The sequence below is a fragment of the Legionella quinlivanii genome, from assembly GCF_900461555.1.
GTDB classification, from domain to species: domain Bacteria; phylum Pseudomonadota; class Gammaproteobacteria; order Legionellales; family Legionellaceae; genus Legionella_C; species Legionella_C quinlivanii.
In genome coordinates, this window is the sequence record NZ_UGOX01000001.1 from 1,013,086 (window position 1) to 1,032,356 (window position 19,271).

The following is a 19,271-nucleotide window of genomic DNA, read 5'->3' on the forward strand; positions in this document are numbered from 1 at the left end:
CGGAATCGTTCGATAAATCCCATTATGTTTTTATAGTAGTATAGTCTGAATTGGAAAAATGTATAAAAAACCAACTCTTAGTCCACGAGTCGTTGATATTTAAGGTTTCCGGAGACCTCGGAACCCCCGGAAAGCCAGTCCCTGTTTATCAACAAGCCGTTACAGGCCGGCCCAAGAGTTGGACGGGAAAATTATTGGCTTAATTTTTTGGAACTATCCTGAGATGCATTATAGTAATCTTCAATTTCTGTAATAAATTCGCCAAGTGCAACTTGCAGACGCTTGTCTTTAAGCGCTTTTAATTCATTGAGGCTGATATCTATACCTTCCCCACCACTTAAAATCGCAATGGCTTTATTGGCGGCGCTAATTTTGATATTTGCATTCGCATGATCTCGCTTAAAAAAGCTAGCCCATTTTCCATGAAAATCGCTTTTCTGTTGCTGTTGTTCCAAGTCTCTATTAATTTTATATTGTTTAAGATTTTGAATGGTGTCTAATCGGTGAACAAGATTGACTGTATTGGCTTTCTCATTTTCAGGAACAGAAAAATGTTGTTTATAAGTATCAAAGGGTACGATATAGGAAGGTAATACTAATTGGCAATTTGGTCTTATCGATAAGTTTTGTTCTCTGAGAATCTCCTTGAAGTTCTCAGGTCGATCATCGAAGTAGTCGATTTCAATTTGTTCATCGGTGTCTAGTAATACTGAAAGACCTTCAACCAAATGTTTATACTGGTCTGTTTTTCCTTCTGGATAGTAGGAGCTAGGGGAAACATTTAGATCATCTGGAATATTTAAGGCCTGCTTTATTATTGAGCATTCTTCTCTCACTTCATCATTAAAACCAGCCATATTAAACTCGATATCATTTTTGCGTAGATCGTCAGCAAGGCGAGTTTCAAAATCAGCCAGAACGTTATTATAGTATTCGGTAGGATTTCCAAAATACAGGTCAACCGAGGTCGAAACTAATACTTTCTTTCCCAGATATTCAGTTAGCTGCTTCACAGCATCGCAAGTACTATCAATATCATGCCCAGGCACTGGATTAAGAATATGGGCTGGCAACTGAGTAATTTGCAAGAATCGACTGCGTTGAGTGAATAGAATAATTTGATCGTGATTTTTTAATCTTTCGGCCAACGCCTTGTTAAGTTTACCATTCTGAACGAGGCAACCATCAATATCCACTAAAGCCACTTTTTTAGTCATATATCCTCTCAACATTGGCTACTAATAATTATTCTAATACTTAATTATTAAGGATTTATGATAGGATTCTTAAGAGAAAATTAACAACCGGTATTTCCCTATGAGTCTTCTGGATCCCTTCGGAGAGGGACGTAGAAGCAAGGAGTGTTTTTTCTAATCCTAAAGCCGTTCAAAGATTGTACGCGTATTAAATCCGAATAAGCGCTCATGCATGCGGTAGGCGTATTCATCCGTCATATTGGCAATATAGTCACAGACTACACGCATCGCTTCATCGTCTGAAGAGGCTTCGTTGTAAAGCTGTCGATTTTTGGTGTCTAGTAAACTGGTCGGATTTGAGCTGATGGCCTCAAACAGCCGAAGAACTACCGTTTGCCCGCCATACTCAAAGGTTCTGGCTTCCTGAGAATCAATGACGTGCTGGTAAACGCAATTTTTCAGATAGTCAAGCAAACGGCCGGCTTCAGGTAACAGATTAATATTATATTTTAATAAAGGGTTTTCAAAATTGGCGTCAGTGGTTTCAATCTGAGTGGCTGTAATCAGATAGTTAACCATTTCACCGATGGCCTGCTTGCGCTCGAAAAGCTGGCTTGAGAATAAATGGTTAAGCAGGGCATTGCGCTGCTGTCCAAGTGGCGTGCCGTCCACCAGGTTATGAAAACCGGGACAATCGATTTTGTCACGCGTGATCAGGCGCAAGTGAATTGCATCCTCCAGATCATGTACTCCATATCCGATATCATCAGCGACATCCATGATGGAACAATCAAAGCTATGAAAGGCGGATCTTCCATGTTCGTTTTGTGCTGGAGGTTTACGAAGCGATTGAAAAAGTGATCGATCGCCTTCGCTAAATGGCGCCAGTAACCAGTCGACTTCTGCCTGCTCACAGTTAAAATAAGCCTTGGGAGGGAGCCAGTCATTGATTCGAATCGTTTTATGCAGGGTGTTAACAGCTTCGAGTTTTCCAAGGGCAATCACTCTGCTTCTGGGAACTGGGTACTTCAGAATCCCTAGTAAAGTGCGCCGCGTTAAATCAAGTCCGTAGGCGCCATAGCTGTTTTCCAGTTTGGTTAAAAGCCGCAGTGTCTGGCCATTACCCTCAAAACCGCCATGTTCACGCATCATATAATTTAATGCGACCTCACCTCCATGACCGAAAGGAGGGTGGCCGATATCATGTAATAAACAGATGCTGCTGATTAAATCTTCACTGGGAAGTAAACCTGAGAGAATACTCTCCTGATGATTCACAATAAGATTTCGTGCGATGCTTCTGCCAATGGACGCCACTTCAAGTGAATGGGTGAGCCGAGTGCGATGGAAATCGCCTTCATCAGTTCCCAGAATCTGTGTTTTTCGCTGTAAACGTCGAAAAGCGGGGCAATGAATGACACGCGTTTGGTCGCGTTCATAGGGGCTGCGATGATCCTGAACGCCGCGTTGGTGATTTAGGCCAGAGCGTCTATGAGTCCACATGGGTAATAACCTCGATACTAATAGGGGTATTATTTCATCATGGTATCAGAAATAACTAAAGTTTTTTTTAAAACTGCAGCTAACAAGGGTATGAAACTCCAATAAGAATAAAAAAGGAGCCTGCATGAATACCTTGAAAATAGCTGCAATAGCGATAGTGGTAGTCCATTTGTCTTCTTGTGCAACGAGTCCTAGTACCAGCTATTCCACTTATGAAACGTATACCTACGACAATATGCAATACTACGGGCACGGGGTGGGGTCGGTTGATTATGGCAATTACGGCAATAATCAGGGTTATTATCCACCAAGCCAGGCTACCGTTCCAGATTCTTATTATACTGGAGGCAATAACCGGCCTGTGTCTCATAAAGATCAGGATAGAAACTGGGTTAATAATCAAAATCCCCAAGGTTACACTATAGAAATTGCTGATGGTGAAAAAGCCTCTCAGGTGGCTGGTAAATTATATAAGACACCTAAAAACGATCGGACTGCTCAAATTAAATACTATCGAGATGGAAAAACTTACTACAAAGGGGTTTATGGAACCTATAATACCCAGGAAGAAGCCGAGAAAGCTTTGAATGCTCTGCCTGAGAGTGTAAAGCAAGGGGCGGGGGTCAGGAACTGGGGAAGTGTTCAGGGAGCAGCAGAATAGAGAAAAATCCCCTCTCCCAAGTTTGGGAGAGGGTGAGGGTTGATCTGCAAGGGAAATTCCTACCCGCTTATTTTGCCGAAAGAGTGATCGTCAGCTTCACCACGCCTGCCGTCTCTGTTTTATCCATCGAAAGTTGCTTTAAGATGACCGCATAATCGGTATTCAATTGCCATAGCCATTGTAAAAATTGTGTGTAAGGCACTTTTTCATAACTAATCTGTATATCCCCGGGACCTGTTTGCTGCAGTTGATAAGCGAATGTTTTGAAAGGAGTATTACTTAATTGCGTTGAGATGATCGACAATAATCGCCCGTTATTAATCATTTCCGGTTCTTTCCTGTTAAGAGGACGCTGATTAATTTGCTTCATCCAGACAAGTGTTTTTTGTTTATCCTGTAATTGATTGGTTTTACTGACTACAGCGGTATTTAGCGGGGAGTAAATCAGTAAATAAAAGAGATACGCAATGGTGAACATAAGACCAATACTTAGAGTCAGACGATCCCGTTCACTTAAATTTTGCCAGAAATTCATCATAAGCTAAGCTCCAGGGTACTGGCGACTTGCTGCTCTCTGGTTGATGCCTGCGTTTGCTTTACCTTGACATTCAGTTTTTGTAACTGATTCTCTACCTTTTCAACGCTTGCGAAATCCTTACCAATCACAGTCACCTGCAAAATATGATTCTGATAACGGAGTTGTTCAACAGCCACATCGGTTGAATCAAGTGTTTTCGAGAGCTGATTTAGCAAAACCCAGAAGGGATTCTCGCTGTCATTCCCTTTAGTTTTTAACAATTGCTCAATACGAAATCTCGGGCTAATAACTTGTTGCGCCTGAGGGAAAAACTGCTTATAAATGACTGCAATTTGCTTGTCTGTTTCTTCTATTTGCTGATTGAGGCGATAATTTTGCCATATTGTGCCAGAAAGATTGCTAAACAACCACAAGACGGCCATCGCAACTGCCGCGGCTATCCAGCGTTTCTTTCCCTTAGTTTCGCTGCTTGCCAGAAATTGACCCTGTGCCATATTCATAGGATGACCAACCAGAAGACGTTTTGCCAGCCAGAGATATAAATTCTCTTCATGAATTATTTGGGCCACTAAATGCTCAGGAAGGGCCATGCTTTCCTTAAAAAGGAATAGTCGATGTTCCGGGCTTGCTTTTTTCAGGAATAAATCAGTAAGCGGCGGGTTTAACACTCCGCAGAAGGTCTCATCATGAATAATCAAACTATCTTCTGCGACACAAATCTCTTTATTCTCGAGAGCGAACCAATCGACAGTGAGAATATCCAGGTGAATGTCATTGTCTTTGAGGAGTAGAAGCAGTTGCTGCAAAAACTCTTTTTTGCAGGCTGCGATAAGATATTGGCCCTGTTGGTAATATTGGCGATTAAACGCGAAATGAAGTTCATCCACATTTTCTGCGAACTTGTCTTCAAGCGCGTAGGGGATAGCAATACGGGCTTTTTTTTCTCCCAGCCAGGGCAGTTCAAGGCGGTGGAAGGCAAAGTGTTCGCCAGAAACCACAATGCAGGTACGATTATTGGTTTGAATCTGCCTGAGTTCTTCAGCCTTTCGTTTTGCTAAAGGCTGAACAACCTGTTGGTTCTGATCCAGGCTTACTGATAAGAAGCTGTCGTCAGTCAGAGACTTGATAAAAACAAAACAGGTTGCCAAATGTAAATCCTTCTACTCAATTAGCTTTAGGCGTAGGCATATTGTTTGGTAACATTTGCCTCAGCCCACTGATTTTTCAATTGCTGTGCTAACAAATAAACGGCCAGTGCATACTGCGGGCTACTATTATAGCGGGTTATCACATAAAAGTTAGGATAAGCTAACCAGTATTCCGGACCTTCCTGGGTAGTCAGCTCGATAAGGCCTGCTTTTTTCGGTACATGGAATGAAGCGGTTACCGGCTTAATTCCCGCCGCCCGTAATTGACTGGTTTTGTATACAGCTGTTTTATAAGAGGTATTAATACGTTTGTAGGCTGAACCGGTAATTTGGGCCGGCTGAGCGATTCCCTGATTAAAAGTCCATCCGTGTTTGTGAAAATAATTGGCAACACTGGCAATTACAGCATCATCATCATTCATCAGATCTTTTTTGGGATTGCCAGTGAAGTCTGCGGCGTAATAACGGTAGCTGCTGGGCATAAACTGCGGTTTACCCATCGCACCGGCATAAGAGCCCATGTATTGAGTAGGGGAAACGTGGTGTTCACGGCAAAGCAGCAGATATTCGCCAAGCTCTTTGGTAAAAAACTCAGAGCGTTTTGGATAATCAAAGGCTAAGGTTGATAGTGCATCGAGAACGCGGTAATTGCCCTGGTTTTTACCGTATAAAGTCTCAATACCGATGATTGCAACGATAATATTGGCCGGCACATGATATTTTGCCTCAGCCTTATTCAAGGCTTTCTGGTTTTTTCTCCAGAAATCAATACCGCCTTCAACACGCTGGGGCGTTAAGAATAATTGTTTATACACATCCCAGGTTTTCTTCTCATATGGTTTTTCCATTGATTCGATAATCTGAGGTTGCAGTTTGACATCGCTCATTACCGCGAGTAGTTCAATTTTGTCAAAATTGTGTTTTTTTACCATCGTATCAATAAACGCTTTGACGTCTTTTCTTTGGGTGAAACTGGCGTCGGCGAGACCAAAAGAAGAATAAAAAATGGTGAAGAAAGCAAAACCAATTGCAATGAGTCGTCGCATCGGATGTCCTGTCGGTTGAACAAAATGACCCATTGTAGTCAAGTAAACGGCTATTGTGAAGAGGACTGGTGCGGTTATCTGAGGTACTTGCCAGACTTCGGTATGATAGTTTTTACAGGTCATTACATTAAAAGCTTTCTGCTCAGTGATTATTAAGCTAGAATAAGCGCTTTTAGCAACAGGTTTTTAGAGTTGAGCGACCTATCCCGAATTCGTAATTTCTCAATTATTGCCCATATCGATCATGGTAAATCAACCCTTGCTGATCGATTTATTCAAATTTGCGGCGGACTTAGCGACCGTGAAATGGCAGAACAAGTGCTTGACTCGATGGATATCGAGCGTGAGCGCGGCATTACTATCAAGGCGCAGAGTGTGTCGCTGAATTACAAGGCGCGCGACGGCAAAACCTATCTGCTCAACTTCATTGACACGCCGGGCCATGTCGACTTCAGTTATGAGGTATCACGATCACTGGCCGCCTGTGAAGGCGCGATCCTGGTGGTCGACGCAGCACAGGGGGTTGAGGCTCAGACGGTTGCCGTCTGTTATACCGCTATTGATCAGGAACTCGAAGTTTTGCCGGTTTTGAATAAAATAGACTTGCCTCAGGCTGAGCCGGAACGTGTTATTGCAGAAATTGAAGATATTATTGGTCTGGAAGCTCATCATGCCATTCATGCCAGTGCCAAAAGCGGCCTGGGCGTGGAAGAGGTTCTGGAAGCGCTTGTCAATCATATACCGCCTCCCACTGGCGAGATCGATGCACCTCTGCAAGCCTTGATCATTGACTCCTGGTTTGACAGTTATCTTGGTGTGGTATCTTTGGTGCGAATCGTCAATGGAAGCTTACGCAAGGGCGATAAGCTGAAAATTATGTCAACCGGGCGCAGCTATGAAGTAGATCAGGTAGGTATTTTCACACCTAAACGCACCAAGGTGGATGTGCTGCAGGCTGGTGAGGTAGGTTACGTAGTCGCTGGAATTAAAGAAATTCAAGGCGCACCTGTAGGGGATACCTTAACTTTGGAAAAGAATGCGGCGATAGAACCTTTGCCTGGGTTCCAGCGCGTGAAGCCGCAGGTTTATGCCGGGCTTTTTCCGATCAGCGCCGATGATTTTGAGGCCTTTCGCGAAGCACTTGCCAAGCTGAGTCTGAATGATGCCTCCCTCTTTTATGAACCTGAGTCCTCTGAAGCGCTTGGCTTTGGATTTCGTTGTGGGTTCCTTGGCATGCTTCATATGGAGATTATTCAGGAGCGTCTGGAGCGTGAATATAATCTTGATTTAATTTCAACAGCCCCGACCGTGGTTTATAAAGTAGAAACGACCAAGGGTGAAACGGTGATGATTGATAATCCATCCCAGTTGCCAGCTTCTCCCCAGGTCAAGCAAATGTATGAACCCATCGTCAGAGCAAATATTCTGGTCCCTCAGGATTATCTGGGGCAGGTGATAACGCTTTGTGTCGAACGTCGCGGTGTTCAGGTTACTATGATGTATAGCGGGCGTCAGGTTTCGGTAACTTATGACATACCGATGAGTGAAGTAGTTTCCGACTTTTTTGACCGCTTGAAATCCGTTAGCCGTGGTTATGCTTCGCTGGATTACAATTTTCTCAGATTCGAGCCGGCCGACCTCGTTAAGATGGATGTCATGATTAATGGCGAGCGGGTGGATGCCCTGGCCGTTATTGTGCATCGCAGTGCTGCTTACAGCCGAGGAAAAGCCCTGGCTGAAAAAATGCGGGAGTTGATTCCAAGACAAATGTTTGATGTGGCAATTCAGGCTGCTCTGGGTAATCATATTATTGCCCGCCAGACAGTCAAGGCTTTGAGAAAGAATGTGACTGCTAAATGTTATGGTGGGGACGTGTCTCGTAAGCGCAAACTGCTGGAAAAGCAAAAGGCAGGTAAAAAGCGTATGAAACAGGTCGGTCATGTGGAAATTCCCCAGGAAGCATTCATGGCAGTATTTCAAACGGACAGGAAAAAATAATTCCTTAAATGTAGCTATCTCGCAGGAACTGAACTATGAATTTTGCATTGTTGCTGGTTGTACTTTCTCTCATCAGTGGCTTGATTTATTTGCTGGATATTTTGTTTTGGCAAAAAAAACGCTCGGCGGGAGAAAAGCCCAATAAGATAATTGAGTATTCACGCTCTTTTTTTCCTGTTTTTTTTATTGTTCTGTTACTGCGCTCATTTTTAGTCGAGCCATTTCGCATTCCCTCCGGTTCCTTGGAGCCCACATTGCTGGTGGGCGACTTTCTTGCCGTTAACAAGTTTGCTTATGGACTTCGCATACCTGTGTGGGAAAAGAAAGTCATTCCTGTTTCAAATCCGAAAACCGGTGAAATTGCGGTTTTTCGCTGGCCTCCCAATCCTGGCTTTGACTACATCAAGCGTGTGATTGGTGTTCCGGGCGATACAATTAGCTACCATAACAAAGTGTTAACGATTAACGGCAAGCTAATGAAGCAGTCCTTTGTCGAATATACTACCGATGAGAGTTCTGGAAAGGCTGTAGCGAAATACCAGGAAAACTTAAACGGTGTAAATCACGATATATTTATTCGCCCTGATGTGGCGGCAACTGATTTTGAAGTGACCGTTCCCGCAGGACAATATTTTATGATGGGCGACAATCGGGACGATAGTGCTGATAGTCGTTTCTGGGGGTTTGTGTCTGATGAGTATTTGCGTGGCAAAGCCTTTTTGGTGTGGATGAGCTGGAATGGCAAAACAGACAGTTTGCGGTGGTCTAAAATAGGACGGTTTGTCAATTAGAATTATAATATGTAGGTGCTCCCGACTCATTGCCTTCGAACTGGAGCCCTTAATCCCATTAATAAGTTCCATGAATTAAGGATAGATATGCACAATCAGAAAGGAATGACGCTTATTGGTTTACTATTAACTGTTGTAATTATTGTGTTTCTGGGGATATTAGTGATGCGTGTGGTGCCAGTCTATATACAAAATTACGAAATAAAACGGTCACTGGCTTCATTAAATAATTTGGATCCCTCGCAATTTAGTTCAGATCCTATGGCCAATGTCAGTGTATTGAAAAGCAGACTTATTAATCAGCTGGATTTGGAAAGCATTGGATTTATCAAACCAGAACAGATAAATATTACGCCGAGTGATGGGAATTATTTGGTTCGACTTAAATATACGGTTATCAAACCTTTAATTGCCAATGTCAGTTTAATGTTTGATTTTGAAGAATCAGAAGAGGTAAAAGTTGGTCCGCATTGATTTAGAGCGATTGTACAGGCGGCTTGGCTATCGATTTGCCAACCCCGCCTTACTTAAACAAGCATTAACTCATTGCAGTGTGAGTAATGAGACTAATAATGAGCGTTTTGAGTTTCTTGGTGACTCTATTCTCAGTTTTGTAATAGCTGATGCGCTTTTTGAAAAATTTCCTCAGCAAAGTGAGGGCCAGCTTAGCCGGCTGCGCGCCTATCTGGTTAAAGGTGACATGCTGGCTGAAATTGCAGTAGAGCTTGAGCTGGGTGATTTTTTAATTCTCGGCCAGGGTGAACTCAAAAGCGGCGGATTCCGAAGAGCGTCTATTCTTGCAGATGCATTAGAAGCAATCATTGCCGCAGTTTATCTGGACAGTGGCATCGATGCCAGTAAGCAGCTAATTCTTAAGTTGTTCGCCAGTCGTCTTGATTCAAGCGAATTGCAGGATAATCTTAAGGATTCCAAAACTCAGTTACAGGAATTTCTGCAAGCAAGCAGGCAATCTTTGCCAGAGTATAATTTGCTGCATATAAAGGGTGAAGAGCATGAGCAACTTTTCTATGTATCCTGTGTAGTCAAAGGCTATAAAATACATACTGAAGGCTTTGGCCCAAGCCGGCGGAAAGCGGAACAGGAAGCGGCCAAGCAGTTTCTAGCGCTTATAAAAGCGGAAAAGACTTGATTTGAGAGACTTGGGCTGAATAACCAAATGGGTGTGCAAAAAATCGTCTTTGCGAGCGTTAGCGAAGCAATCCAGTTCCTTTATTTGTACAAGTTCAGATCTGGATTGCTTCACTTTGTTCGCAAAGACAACAGCTTGGTTGTCTGGCTGTATTTACGCACTGCGGAAATGACAGGTTTAAATTATCATCTCATTCCAGGCATAAGCATTTCTTAACTAAACAGAGGGCCCCTGAGAAAAACTCACATCATTTTCCTTCTGTATTTCTTTCGCTATTTTTGCTGCAAGCTCAGGATTTCCTACAATATTCTCCAGACTTATGGGCTCGGGAAGAATCTTTTCTATCATAGCCAGCCAATGAGTAAGAGTCTTTCGGTCCTGCATTACCTCCCGCCATGGAAACAATTTAATCATCGCTTTGAAAGCTTCATCCAGAGTCAAGGTCTTTGGATCATCAATACGAGAGCTTTGCTCTGAAGTCATTAACTGGCCTAGTGTTTTTGGCGATGAACTGCTGTTTGATTGCTGTATCAGAGACGGGCTGCTATGAGCCGTATTGGCCTCCAGTTTGGATCCGCTTGGCTGTTTGATAAGACGGGGCGCAGTGGTTGTCGAGTTTTTGCGACGTCTCGTAAAGAAGCTGGAACTATTGCTCTCCACCTCATTGCCATTGGCAAAGTCTGGATTTGTACTTATTAGCGCTTCGCTGGCAGGAATAATGTCTTCCATGCACAGGGTATACATTTGATAATAGGCTCGCAGAGGACTTAGGCAGTTTTCCTTATATATCTTTGAATAATAGGTGGCCAGCAAGGGATCAAAATAATAAAAGAACTTTTCGAAACTTTCATTAGGGTAGAACTTAATAAAATGAATGAGAGTTTTTAGGCCCTCGTAAATGGAGGGAAGATCTTCTGCGGTGAAACGGAAGGGGATCATCTGGTCAGTGATTAATTCCTTGCCTTCAGTATAGAGCTGCTGATTAATGAAATTTGTACAAACCCTATTGGCCTCTTTGGCAGCAAGCATGGTTTCAAGAAATAAATTTTCGGCTGTGTCTTTAAAGACTAGTTTACTGACGAGAGCAGACTGTATCGGTGGAATCATAAACAGAATGGATTTAATCCCTGCGCGATGTTTGATAATTGCGTTAACATTTCCCTGCAAAGCTGTGGTTGATTTTTCAGCGACCACGCCTCGTTCCAGCATCTGAGCGCCAATGTCAATGAATACAATAGACCAGTTAAGTAACTGGCCTTTATCATCCCGATGCAGGCACACCTGATAGTTATCCGCTTTCCCATCTTCGGCACCTAAAATAAGACTGCCGGCTGCCAGTGCCAAAGCGCTTTGTAAATCGAGTGAGTTCCAAAGAGCGAATAACTGTTGCTCAATTTGCGATATTTTACTCTTCAATTCTTGCGGATTAACTTTTAATACAGCTAATGCCTTATCATCTATGTCCAAAAATAACTCAGGCAATCTGGCGAGAAGAGAGACCCATCGGACAATCTCATCAAGGCTGCGTCCAGCAGTTAGTGTTGGCCATTTAAGGATAAAAGAAAACGCTTTGATTACAGTCGATTCTCCTTCATCTTTTATCAGTCGTTCTGGTAAATTTTTAATTGTATCTGGAAGATCAGATAACAAGTCTTGCAATGATTCCAGCTTTTCGCGCCCCGGAAGCTTTTTAAATTGCAGTATTCTCTCATCAGGAGCCATATTGCGCTGATTATCAATTAATCGTACAAACAGCTCAGCGATTGTTGTTTCACGTATATAGGTCCCTGCAATCCAGTGATATATGGCTTTTTTCAAAATATCTATACCGTGCCGCGCCCTTAATATATCGGTGATTTCCTTGATTAAAAGCCAATGCGTTAAGGAAATACCTTCTACCGCAGTGCTAGCCTGAATATAGCGTGGAGGAAGGATTTCAGATTGGCCGTTTGTATTTTTTTGAATGAACACATTTTCAAGCCGAAGGAGCGTCGAAGGGGTTAGAAATAAGGGGGCCTCTTGTGGGAAGAGGGTATGGAAAATTCTCTGGATTAAAGCTTCTCTGCCAAATCCCAAAGGAGGAACCGGCCTATCCGTTTTGAAATAAACATCGCCAAGACGTATGACATAGTGTGTCGCATTAGTGAATATCCAGGGTTGTCCACGACCGCTGGCATCAATTCCGAGAAGACGATAGGCTGTTTCCTGAGGGATACTTCGGGCAGGTATTTCCAATCCATTGATTGTCGCTGAAAATTCGGTTGCTTGCGGGGCATTATAAAACTTTGCCAGGCGTTGCAGCAGGCTGAAAAGAAGAGGAGTACATTCTTCCTGCGATCGTCTCGCCCCAGGCTTTGAGCGAGGTGATATGGGGGCTAAATTCGAGCAATAGGTACCCAGAGATAAAATAAGACGGTCCAGAATGGTACACATCATTACACAAGGGTGATGAATAGTTGCTTTGCCTTTATCAGCAGCCTGTTCTTTGAATTGCAGTTGTTTTTTGATCTCTTCCTCCTGGATTAATGCCAGGTGGCTGGGTGAAACCAGAAGCGGGAGAAGGTGGCTTCTGATTATTTCGATTAATTTGGAGAGATCTTCTTTTGCAGGCTGAGCTACCAGGATGGGTATCTTCGTTTTGGAAGGAAAAGGATGTAACAGAGATTTAATATCGGATGTAAATGAGCGCTCGGATTGGCTTTTTTTGGCAAGAAAGTTGCTGCTGGAAGGCTTAACCTGTAGAAACTTGGTATTTGAAGCATTATTATCAAAAAGAAGAGCATAGAGCTCTTTTATTCTATTGAGATATTGTTTCAGGTCGCTGACTACTGGGGCGATTGGCGCTATGTTATGCAAGGCATGAAATAATGCAAGCCTTGTCTTTTCAAATTCGGCGAACTCAAATCGCTTATTATCGCTATGAATAGCCAGAATGGCAGCCTTCAGCTGTTCTTCGGAACGGGATGCTGCCAGTGAAGGAAGTTTACCTGATAAAAGTACTTTGCCTTTCATATTCTCTCCACTTCAGTCCTGATTGCAAAAAGGGGATACCAGAAGCGTTAAAATTGCTCCAGGAGTTCAGATACCTCAAGCCATTCTTCTTCGGCTTTTTTCAACTCTCCGGAAGCTTTTTCCTGTTTCTTTAAAAGCTGCTGTAGTTTGTCTTGCTGAGCGGCGTCATAAAGCGATGGGTCGCCTAACTCCAGTTCAAGTGTTTTTATCTGTTCATGGTAATCATCAATATACTGTTCCAGTTTTTTCAGACGATTTTGCAGCGATTTTCGTTCCCGATACTGATTGTTTCCCGAGTTATCGACAGTATTTGATTTTAACGGTTCGGGATTAAGCAGCCAATTATGGTAATCCTCTAGGTCTCCCTGGAAAACACGAAGTTTTTGCTGGTAGACAAGATAAAAATCATTCACCGTCGTTTTTAATAAATGACGGTCGTGCGAAATCAGTATTAAGGCTCCTTCATAACTTTGCAGGGCAATTTCAATGGCGGTTCGCATGCCAAGATCCAAATGGTTTGTCGGCTCATCCAGGAGCAATAAGTTGGGCTTTTGCCAAACCAGTTTGGCTAAAGCCAGTCTTGCTTTTTCACCACCGGAAAAATGGGTAATTGGATTCGTTGCCATATCACCGATGAAATTGAATCCACCTAAATAATCGCGAATAGCCTGTTCCCGAACTTCTGGAGAAAGCTGTTGAATAGTTTCTAAAGGGGAGAGACGTATATCAAGATCTTCAAGCTGATGCTGGGCATAATAGCCGATCTTCAGATGCGCCGAGCGGTTAATCTGACCGCTTAGCGGGGCTATAGTGCCGGTTAATGTTTTAATCAGGGTCGATTTTCCCTGCCCGTTAGGACCAATCAGTGCAATGCGATCACCAGGATTTAATATCAGATTAAACTTTTTCAGAATAGGCTGATTGATGTCATAACCCGCAGTCACCTGTTCGCAATCAATCAAAGGGTTTCCGGCGCGAGGGCTTGGCAGAAAATTAAAAGAGAAAGGCGAGTCAGCGTGGGCTTGCGCGATAACCTCCATCTTTGAAATCGCATTAAGCCTGCTTTGGGCCTGTTTTGCTTTGGTGGCTTTGGCTTTGAATCGATTCACAAAAGCCATCATATGATTAATTTTCTGTTGCTGTTTTTCGTACATTTGCTGCAGAAGGCTGAGTTGCAGGGCCCTTGTTTTCTCGAAGCTGCTGTAATTACCGGTATACAAAGTCATCTTACGCTGTTCAATATGAAGAATATGCGTACTTAACGCATCGAGAAATTCACGATCATGTGAGATTAATAAAATACTGCCTGGTGTCTGCTTCAACCATCGTTCAAGCCAGAAAATTGCTTCCATATCCAGATGGTTTGTAGGTTCATCAAGAAGCAATAAATCAGCGGGTTTCATCAGACAGCGCGCCAGACTGAGGCGCATGCGCCAACCACCGGAAAAACTGTTTACTGGTTTTGACTGTTCCTCGCCGCTAAAACCAAGACCATTCATAATGCTGGCCGCCAGCGCCGGCTTACTGTATCCGCCTGTTTGAGTCAGCGTTTCATGACAGCTCAAAACCTCTTCATGATTGCCCTCCTCTTCTGCCCGCTTCAACTTTTCCAACAGGTTCATGTAATCAACATCACCGCTTAGAACAAATTGCAGTGCTGATTCATCAGTATCTGGCAGCTGTTGGGAAAGATGACTGATACGCAAATTATTACTGATTATACAATCGCCCTGATCGGCTTGTAATTGGCCCAGAATTAAGGCGAAAAGAGTAGATTTTCCACAGCCGTTATGGCCGATAAAGCCAACCTTTTGTTTTTCAAACAAGCTGATTGAGCTATCCTCAATGAGAACTTTATTGCCACGCGATAGTGAAATCTGACGCAAACTTAGCATAGTTTTACAAAACACCGAAAATTTGTAGGATATTAACACACTTACATTGAAAAAAAATGCTGGTATATCGATTAATAATCAAGGCTGGGAAAAAAAACAATTTAACAGGTGCCTGGCCTGCAATTAGCCTTTATAATACTGTCTGTTTAGTGATATTCAGTATATAATGCAGGCAATATAGTTCTCAGGTTGTACAATGAAAAAGCAGGATTTTTATTTTGAATTACCCCAGGAGTTGATCGCTCAATATCCCCTACCCAATCGAAGTGATTCACGCTTGCTTTATTACAATCGAAAGCAGGCCGCTTATCAGCATCAGCAGTTTAAAAATCTGCCTGAGCTATTAGAGCCCAATGACTTATTAGTCCTGAATAATACCAAAGTAATTCCTGCCCGTTTTTTTGGAACAAAATCGACTGGCGGCAAGGTGGAGTTTTTGATAGAACGCCGAATGGCTGATAATCAATTTCTGGCTCATATTAAAGCGAGTAAAACACCCAAAAACAGATCCCTTATTCAACTTGAAAAAGCCTGGCAGGTAGAGATCCTGGATAAGCTTGATGATCTTTATCTTTGCCGTTCGCTGGGTGATTTAGACTGTCTTTTGCAGGAGGTAGGGCATATTCCGTTGCCGCTTTACATTACCCGTGAAGATGAGCAGGCTGATGAGGAACGTTATCAGACCGTGTATGCGAAACATGAGGGCTCTGTTGCAGCCCCAACGGCGGGTTTACATTTTGATGAGTTTGTAATCAGCCAGCTACAGGAGAAAGGGATTCGTCTAATGAATGTTACCCTGCATGTCGGGGCTGGAACTTTCAGACCCGTACGTTGCGACGATATTCGCGACCACAAAATGCACCGTGAACAATTTGAGGTAAGCGAGGCAGTCTGTGAAGCGGTCAACGAAACCCGCCAGCGAGGCGGGCGCGTGATTGCAGTAGGAACCACGGCCATGCGCACACTGGAAAGTGCTGCCAGCGAGGGGCATTTAAAAGCTTGCAAGGGCGAAACTGACATCTTTATTTACCCGGGATACCAATTTAAAGTGTGCGACGGATTAATCACTAATTTTCATCTACCGGAGTCCACCTTACTCATGCTGGTCTCAGCCTTTCTTGGCAGAGAACAGACAATGGCTTTATACGAAGAAGCGATTGCCAGGCGCTATCGGTTTTACAGTTATGGCGATGCAACTTTGTTATTATAGAAATGCATGAGGAATTAAAATGTCAGGACAATTTATACCTGTCGTAACGACATCTGCCGGCAACTGTCTGAGCATGTCGAACTGGAAGTCTGCGGGGGTGGGGCAACTATCTTTTTATCTGGATGAGCTGCTGATGAAACCAGGGCTGGCGTTTTTTGAAGACAATAATCTTGATTTGAGATCCTATTGCGGCTGGTTCGGCGACTGGGTTTTAAATCTTGGTAGTCTGCGAATCCTAAACACTCATTGCCTGATTCGTTCCCGCTACGACGGCCAATTAATCTCTATCGAATTGCCCGAATTGGCAGCACTGATTTTAAAACTAAATCCGGATTTTCTCGTGTTGCCAATAGCTGCAGGCTCACTTGAAATTCTATGGCGTGATTTACCAGCCAATATTAAATTGATTTCCAATTCGGATGCTGACCCAGTATTCGGTATTTGTTCCTATTCGCCTGGAGAATGTTTTAAAACGTTCTACAGTCTGGTGCAGGACAGCCAGCAGCCATTATATCTTATGGGCTCGTTTAACTGGCAGCAATTTCAGCAATTGGCAGGCTTGCCTCTGCATATTGTGGAAAGCGATCAGCCTGCTGCTGATGCCTTATCTGGCAAGGTCTATGCGGGGATGGAGGTGCTCAATCTACAGGATGAAATATGGCGCATGGATCATCAGCCGATTGATAAGCATTGCGGCTGTTCGGCTTGCCAGCAAGGCCTGACCCGGGCATATTTCCATCACTTGCTACAGCATACTCCCTTGCTCTGCCAGCGATTTTTGATCCAACATAACATCCATTATTGCCTGCATCATTTACCTTAGCAGCAATTCGCTATATGATGTCACGCTAATTTGCCGGCACTTTCTGCCGGAGTTGTGTAAATGAAGTCAATTGGAGGAGAGGCTTATGAGTTTTTTTATCAGTGATGCGATGGCTGCACAGACGCAAGCCGTGCAGCAAGACGGCACATTTTCTCTGGTGATGATTCTTGCTATTTTTGTCCTTTTTTATTTTATGCTGATACGTCCACAGAATAAACGGGCCAAAGAACAACGTGAATTAATCAATAACTTGAAAAAGGGCGATGAAATCATTACTGCAGGTGGCCTGGTAGGAAAAGTCGTCAATCTTGATGAGCAATATATCAAGGTTAGTCTGGCAGATGGCGTTGAAATCATGATGCAACGAGCTGCAGTGAATGCAATTTTGCCCAAAGGCACAATTAAATCTCTATAAGTTTGGTAACTGGTAACGGAAATGCAGAATAAATATCCACTGTGGAAAAATATTGCGTTAGTTGTGTTGGCGGTGCTAGGGCTAATCTATGCCATTCCTAATTTATATAGTGAAGATCCCGCTGTACAAATTACTGCTCAATCGCCTGTTGATGAACAACAACTGGCTGAACAGGTTGACACCATTTTAAAGGACGCCAATCTTCCCTATAGTTCAATGAATATAGGTACGGATAGTATAGAGCTTCGATTTAAAACAACCGATACTCAATTACTGGCTCGCGATGCGATTAAAAGCAGCCTCGGTTCGGATTATACAGTTGCATTAAACCTGGCAGCGGCGACTCCTGAATGGCTTCGCAAAATTGGTGCAGAGCCAATGAAGCAAGGTCTGGATTTAAGAGGCGGGGTTCATTTTTTACTGGAAGTGGATGTTGATAGCGTTATAGCGCGCCGTTATGAAGGCCTGATGAAAAATATCGGCCAGAATTTACGCGAAGCTGGCATTCGCTATAACGGGATTCGCTATCAGCCAGAAACTGGAGTCACCATACGCTTCCGTTCTGCTGATGTAGTCGAGAGTGCATCTGCTGAAATTAAGGACAAGCTACCCGGGATTGTCGTTAACAAATTAAAAGAGGGTTTTGGTTTAACTGTCGCATTGTCTCCAACCGAATTGAACAGCATCCGCCAGAATACTATCGAACAGACAATGAGTATTTTGCGAAATCGAGTCAATGAATTGGGAGTAGGCGAGGCGGTAGTTCAGCAGCAGGGCGCTACTCGCGTGGCCGTTGATCTTCCCGGAATTCAGGATGCAGCCAGAGCCAAGCAAATTCTTGGCGGTACTGCGACTTTGCAATTCTATTTAGTCGACCAGGAGCATGATGCGCAGGTCGCCAAGCAAACCGGTGCTATTCCGGTTAATAGTAAACTCTATATGATGGACGGCCAGCCTATTCTTCTGAAACGCCAAGTGGTTTTAAGCGGTGATTCAATTACTTCTGCGGTTTCCAGCTTTGATCAGCAAACGGCAAGTCCCTCTGTGCAGATTCAGTTGGGAGGCGGCGGCGAAAGTCTGTTCACCAAGATTACCCGTGAAAATATTGGCAAACGCATGGCGATTGTTTATGTCGAAACCAAAACATCGACTCAAACAGTGGATGGCGTTGTCAAACGAATTAACCGCCGCGAAGAACGGGTAATCAGTGCGCCGGTAATTCAGAATGCCTTGGGTAACAATTTCCAGATCACTGGCTTGACAGACAGTAAAGAGGCCAGTAATTTAGCCCTTTTACTGAGAGCAGGCGCTTTACCCGCGGTCATTTATCCTGTTGAAGAACGTACTGTAGGACCTTCATTGGGTAAGGAAAATATCAAACGCGGCCTGGTTTCCCTGGAAGTGGGAATGGGATTGATTCTCATACTGATGCTGGTGTACTACCATTTCTTCGGATTGGTAGCCAATATCGCACTGTTTCTGAATCTCATCCTTTTAAGCGCCTTGCTATCATTGATAGGTACCACTTTGACCCTGCCGGGTATTGCCGCTTTCGTACTGACAGTGGGTATGGCTGTCGATGCGAACGTATTAATCTACGAGCGAATCCGGGAAGAACTGCGAAACGGTATGTCGCCACAGGCTGCTGTCTATGCGGGTTACGACCGGGCGTTTTCAACAATTATGGATGCCAATCTGACAACTCTGATTGTTGGAATCATCTTGTTTGCAATTGGCACCGGGCCTATTCGAGGCTTTGCGGTAATTTTATCGCTCGGGCTTTTGACTTCCATGCTGACCAGTATTACTTATACGCGTGCTATCGTGAATTGGTATTATGGTGGTCGCAATGTGAAAAAATTATCCATTGGTATTTAAGGCGAGG

General features: G+C 43.6%; 16 protein-coding genes. 9 read left to right on the top strand and 7 right to left on the bottom strand.

Translation table 11 applies throughout. From position 1 onward, the window contains the following. Positions 1-191: 191 nt before the first annotated feature. Both DYH61_RS04285 and DYH61_RS04290 read right to left on the bottom strand, forming a co-directional pair. Positions 192-1,217, bottom strand: coding sequence for a hypothetical protein (locus DYH61_RS04285; protein ID WP_058508883.1), 1,026 nt, complete (start codon positions 1,215-1,217; stop codon positions 192-194). 159 nt (positions 1,218-1,376) lie between these two features. Continuing rightward, positions 1,377-2,699: an anti-phage deoxyguanosine triphosphatase gene (locus DYH61_RS04290; RefSeq protein ID WP_058508882.1), complete on the bottom strand. Its 1,323-nt coding sequence runs from the start codon at positions 2,697-2,699 to the stop codon at positions 1,377-1,379. A gap of 124 nt (positions 2,700-2,823) precedes the next feature. Here DYH61_RS04290 and DYH61_RS04295 point away from each other — a divergent pair, with 124 nt between their 5' ends. Continuing rightward, entirely contained in the window at positions 2,824-3,360 is a 537-nt protein-coding gene (locus DYH61_RS04295; RefSeq protein ID WP_058508881.1) for an SPOR domain-containing protein, read from the top strand. A 67-nt stretch (positions 3,361-3,427) separates the two neighbouring features. Here the strand turns inward: DYH61_RS04295 and gspM are convergent, their stop codons facing one another. Genes gspM through mltB form a run of 3 tightly spaced genes read right to left on the bottom strand, consistent with a single transcriptional unit; the run spans position 3,428 to position 6,092 of the window. Further along, positions 3,428-3,898 (bottom strand): type II secretion system protein GspM, encoded by a 471-nt coding sequence (gene gspM, locus DYH61_RS04300; RefSeq protein ID WP_058508880.1) that lies wholly within the window; start codon positions 3,896-3,898, stop codon positions 3,428-3,430. After that, complete coding sequence (gene gspL, locus DYH61_RS04305; RefSeq protein WP_058508879.1) at positions 3,895-5,046, bottom strand: type II secretion system protein GspL; 1,152 nt, start codon at positions 5,044-5,046, stop codon at positions 3,895-3,897. Before gspL ends, gspM begins: the two co-directional genes overlap by 4 nt. Before the next feature lie 26 nt (positions 5,047-5,072). Next, complete coding sequence (gene mltB / locus DYH61_RS04310) at positions 5,073-6,092, bottom strand: lytic murein transglycosylase B (protein ID WP_058508878.1); 1,020 nt, start codon at positions 6,090-6,092, stop codon at positions 5,073-5,075. 192 nt (positions 6,093-6,284) lie between these two features. On the opposite strand from mltB, the gene lepA reads away from it, so the two are divergent. From lepA to rnc, 4 genes are all read left to right on the top strand, one after another. Then, positions 6,285-8,090 carry a translation elongation factor 4 gene (gene lepA / locus DYH61_RS04315; RefSeq protein WP_058508877.1) on the top strand — a complete coding sequence of 602 codons (1,806 nt, stop codon included), beginning with the start codon at positions 6,285-6,287 and terminating at the stop codon, positions 8,088-8,090. Positions 8,091-8,125: 35 nt separating this feature from the next. Beyond that, complete coding sequence (lepB, locus tag DYH61_RS04320) at positions 8,126-8,881, top strand: signal peptidase I (RefSeq protein ID WP_058508876.1); 756 nt, start codon at positions 8,126-8,128, stop codon at positions 8,879-8,881. A gap of 87 nt (positions 8,882-8,968) precedes the next feature. Continuing rightward, positions 8,969-9,355 carry a DUF4845 domain-containing protein gene (locus DYH61_RS04325; RefSeq protein ID WP_058508875.1) on the top strand — a complete coding sequence of 129 codons (387 nt, stop codon included), beginning with the start codon at positions 8,969-8,971 and terminating at the stop codon, positions 9,353-9,355. Next, the gene (gene rnc / locus DYH61_RS04330; protein WP_058508874.1) at positions 9,342-10,031 is read left to right on the top strand and encodes a ribonuclease III; all 690 of its coding nucleotides are present in this window, start codon (positions 9,342-9,344) and stop codon (positions 10,029-10,031) included. The genes DYH61_RS04325 and rnc overlap by 14 nt, the downstream gene beginning before the upstream one ends. Before the next feature lie 216 nt (positions 10,032-10,247). Here rnc and DYH61_RS04340 read toward each other — a convergent pair whose 3' ends face one another. Next, positions 10,248-13,043 carry a hypothetical protein gene (locus DYH61_RS04340; protein WP_058508872.1) on the bottom strand — a complete coding sequence of 932 codons (2,796 nt, stop codon included), beginning with the start codon at positions 13,041-13,043 and terminating at the stop codon, positions 10,248-10,250. Between the two features lie 47 nt (positions 13,044-13,090). Further along, complete coding sequence (locus tag DYH61_RS04345; protein ID WP_058508871.1) at positions 13,091-14,938, bottom strand: ABC-F family ATP-binding cassette domain-containing protein; 1,848 nt, start codon at positions 14,936-14,938, stop codon at positions 13,091-13,093. Between the two features lie 196 nt (positions 14,939-15,134). Here DYH61_RS04345 and queA point away from each other — a divergent pair, with 196 nt between their 5' ends. From queA to secD, 4 genes are all read left to right on the top strand, one after another. Next, on the top strand, positions 15,135-16,148 hold the full coding sequence (gene queA / locus DYH61_RS04350; RefSeq protein WP_058508870.1) for a tRNA preQ1(34) S-adenosylmethionine ribosyltransferase-isomerase QueA: 1,014 nt from the start codon (positions 15,135-15,137) through the stop codon (positions 16,146-16,148). Positions 16,149-16,167: 19 nt separating this feature from the next. Continuing rightward, a complete protein-coding gene (locus DYH61_RS04355) occupies positions 16,168-16,971 on the top strand; it encodes a tRNA-guanine transglycosylase (RefSeq protein WP_058508869.1) in 804 nt (267 codons plus the stop codon). Positions 16,972-17,056: 85 nt separating this feature from the next. Next, positions 17,057-17,386, top strand: a complete 330-nt coding sequence (gene yajC, locus DYH61_RS04360; protein ID WP_058508868.1) for a preprotein translocase subunit YajC — start codon at positions 17,057-17,059, stop codon at positions 17,384-17,386. A gap of 21 nt (positions 17,387-17,407) precedes the next feature. Continuing rightward, entirely contained in the window at positions 17,408-19,264 is a 1,857-nt protein-coding gene (gene secD, locus DYH61_RS04365) for a protein translocase subunit SecD (protein WP_058508867.1), read from the top strand. Positions 19,265-19,271 lie beyond the last annotated feature (7 nt).

What these genes read in the sequence shown, in the direction of transcription:
- DYH61_RS04285 (WP_058508883.1), bottom strand. Translation starts at nt 1,217, where the DNA reads ATGACTAAAAAAGTGGCTTTAGTGGATATTGATGGTTGCCTCGTTCAG.
- DYH61_RS04290 (WP_058508882.1), bottom strand. Translation starts at nt 2,699, where the DNA reads ATGTGGACTCATAGACGCTCTGGCCTAAATCACCAACGCGGCGTTCAG.
- DYH61_RS04295 (WP_058508881.1), top strand. Translation starts at nt 2,824, where the DNA reads ATGAATACCTTGAAAATAGCTGCAATAGCGATAGTGGTAGTCCATTTG.
- gspM (WP_058508880.1), bottom strand. Translation starts at nt 3,898, where the DNA reads ATGATGAATTTCTGGCAAAATTTAAGTGAACGGGATCGTCTGACTCTA.
- mltB (WP_058508878.1), bottom strand. Translation starts at nt 6,092, where the DNA reads ATGCGACGACTCATTGCAATTGGTTTTGCTTTCTTCACCATTTTTTAT.
- lepB (WP_058508876.1), top strand. Translation starts at nt 8,126, where the DNA reads ATGAATTTTGCATTGTTGCTGGTTGTACTTTCTCTCATCAGTGGCTTG.
- DYH61_RS04325 (WP_058508875.1), top strand. Translation starts at nt 8,969, where the DNA reads ATGCACAATCAGAAAGGAATGACGCTTATTGGTTTACTATTAACTGTT.
- DYH61_RS04340 (WP_058508872.1), bottom strand. Translation starts at nt 13,043, where the DNA reads ATGAAAGGCAAAGTACTTTTATCAGGTAAACTTCCTTCACTGGCAGCA.
- DYH61_RS04345 (WP_058508871.1), bottom strand. Translation starts at nt 14,938, where the DNA reads ATGCTAAGTTTGCGTCAGATTTCACTATCGCGTGGCAATAAAGTTCTC.
- queA (WP_058508870.1), top strand. Translation starts at nt 15,135, where the DNA reads ATGAAAAAGCAGGATTTTTATTTTGAATTACCCCAGGAGTTGATCGCT.
- DYH61_RS04355 (WP_058508869.1), top strand. Translation starts at nt 16,168, where the DNA reads ATGTCAGGACAATTTATACCTGTCGTAACGACATCTGCCGGCAACTGT.
- yajC (WP_058508868.1), top strand. Translation starts at nt 17,057, where the DNA reads ATGAGTTTTTTTATCAGTGATGCGATGGCTGCACAGACGCAAGCCGTG.
- secD (WP_058508867.1), top strand. Translation starts at nt 17,408, where the DNA reads ATGCAGAATAAATATCCACTGTGGAAAAATATTGCGTTAGTTGTGTTG.